The 1,878-nt window shown below is 36.0% G+C and carries 1 protein-coding gene; it reads right to left on the bottom strand.

Annotated features, from left to right (window positions below):
- Positions 1-204 precede the first annotated feature (204 nt).
- On the bottom strand, positions 205-609 hold the full coding sequence (locus H4J76_RS19415) for a hypothetical protein (protein ID WP_182231137.1): 405 nt from the start codon (positions 607-609) through the stop codon (positions 205-207).
- Positions 610-1,878 lie beyond the last annotated feature (1,269 nt).

The following is a 1,878-nucleotide window of genomic DNA, read 5'->3' as shown; positions in this document are numbered from 1 at the left end:
ACGAAATTACTTGCTTCATTCTATGCGTTAACTCACTTAATACTAAAAGTGAATACAATGGTTCTGAAATTAATGAACAAGGATCAGTGTATTTAACTTGACGTGGGGAGTCATACCAACGCCACGTTAAGCGGCAAAAAATTGTTGGCTAAAATGTGAACGGAGTGAAACAGCCAACTGTTTTTTGTCCGTTTGAACGCCTTGTTAGGTGTTCTTTTTATTAGGTTTATTTAATTTAACAGTTGCTTCCGTACAACGCAAAGACAACCAAAAACTTGCAAGAGATATTAATAGATTAGATCCACCAATTTCGACTCCTGCAAGCACCATAAATGTTAGATATACACTATAAGTTGATAATAAAAGTAAACATGATGCAGCAATACGAGAATGCCACCTAAAAACTGCAAAGAGCAGGAACGCGTACAAGCTGAAATCAATTATAAAACCAATAGATGTTTCAATATTCAACTCTTGAAAAAATAGTCCAACGATCAAGCTTATTACAGTTAAAATTGCGATTCCAAAAGTACAAGACTTGATCATAGCGATACAAGTCGATTTAGAATCTAAGGAATGAAAAACATTTATCTTTTGATCAACATCCATAGTTGAGAGATTCCCTGAACACCTAACGCCCTATTAAGCGGCGCGAAATTGTTGGCTAAAATTGCGAGGAACGAAGCTAGCCAACTGTTTAGCGTCCGTCTTGAATAGCTTGTTATATGTGGCTTACATGGCAAACACTTAAGTTACCAAGAGCAATAAAAGGTTAAAGCGTGGAATGAGTAGATTCAAAAAACCTTTCGCCACTTTGCTACTAACCGTGAATTTGAGCCGTTTACTAAAAAGCCAATTAAGCAAAAACCTAAACAAACTTTATAAAACCTAAAGAGAATTGAGCGATATGCGCTAAATCCATTTAGGCGAAAACTGTGTAACCAAAAACACAAACTGATTTTATGCCACTAAAGTTACCACAAAAAAGAACCGAAACAAGCACAAACCATTAATTTATATGCCCAAGTTCAAAACATAATTACTTGAACAGTGGCGACATATAACGCCCATATTAAGCGGCAAATAATAGTTGGCTAAAATAGTGAGGAACGAACGACAGCCAACTGTTATTTGTCCGTTTGAATTGCTTGTTAGGTGAAGTTTGTTTTTAAATACAAAACCTTAAAGCAAACACTGAAAGTTAATATTACATTCGCCACTTTATAAACACAACTGCTAGATTTTGAGCCACAACACCAAACAATAAAAAGCCAATTCGCAAGGACATTTTGTTTTTAGGTAATGCCCGAAGACTATATTGGCGTAAATGACGTAGAGCTTGGCGAAACACTCCAAAACCATATTTAGAAAGTACAAACGCCTACTTAAATTGGCAAATGCTTTAAACAATAAAACGAAGTGGCGATTACACCTAACGCCCATATTAAGCGGCAAATAATAGTTGGCTAAAATAGTGAGAAACGAACGACAGCCAACTGTTATTTGTCCGTTTGAATTGCTTGTTAGGTGAAGTTTTTTATGTAAATACAAAACCTTAAAGCAAACACTGAAAGTTAATATTACATTCGCCACTTTATAAACACAACTGCTAGATTTTGAGCCACAACACCGAACAATGAAAAGCCAATTCGCAAGGACATTTTGTTTTTAGGTAATGCCCGAAGACTATATTGGCGAAAGTGACGTAGAGCTTGGCGAAACACTCCAAAACCATATTTAGAAAGTACAAACGCCTACTTAAATTGGCAAATGCTTTAAACAATAAAACGAAGTGGCGATTACACCTAACGCCACGTTAAGCGGCAAAAAATTGTTGGCTAAAATTGTGAACGGAGTGAAACAGCCAACTGTTTTTTG

This window comes from Colwellia sp. BRX9-1, from assembly GCF_014077195.1.
Classification (GTDB): Bacteria; Pseudomonadota; Gammaproteobacteria; order Enterobacterales; family Alteromonadaceae; genus Colwellia_A.
The sequence above is the reverse complement of the archived record's forward strand: the minus strand, read 5'-3'. Positions and strand labels throughout refer to the sequence as shown.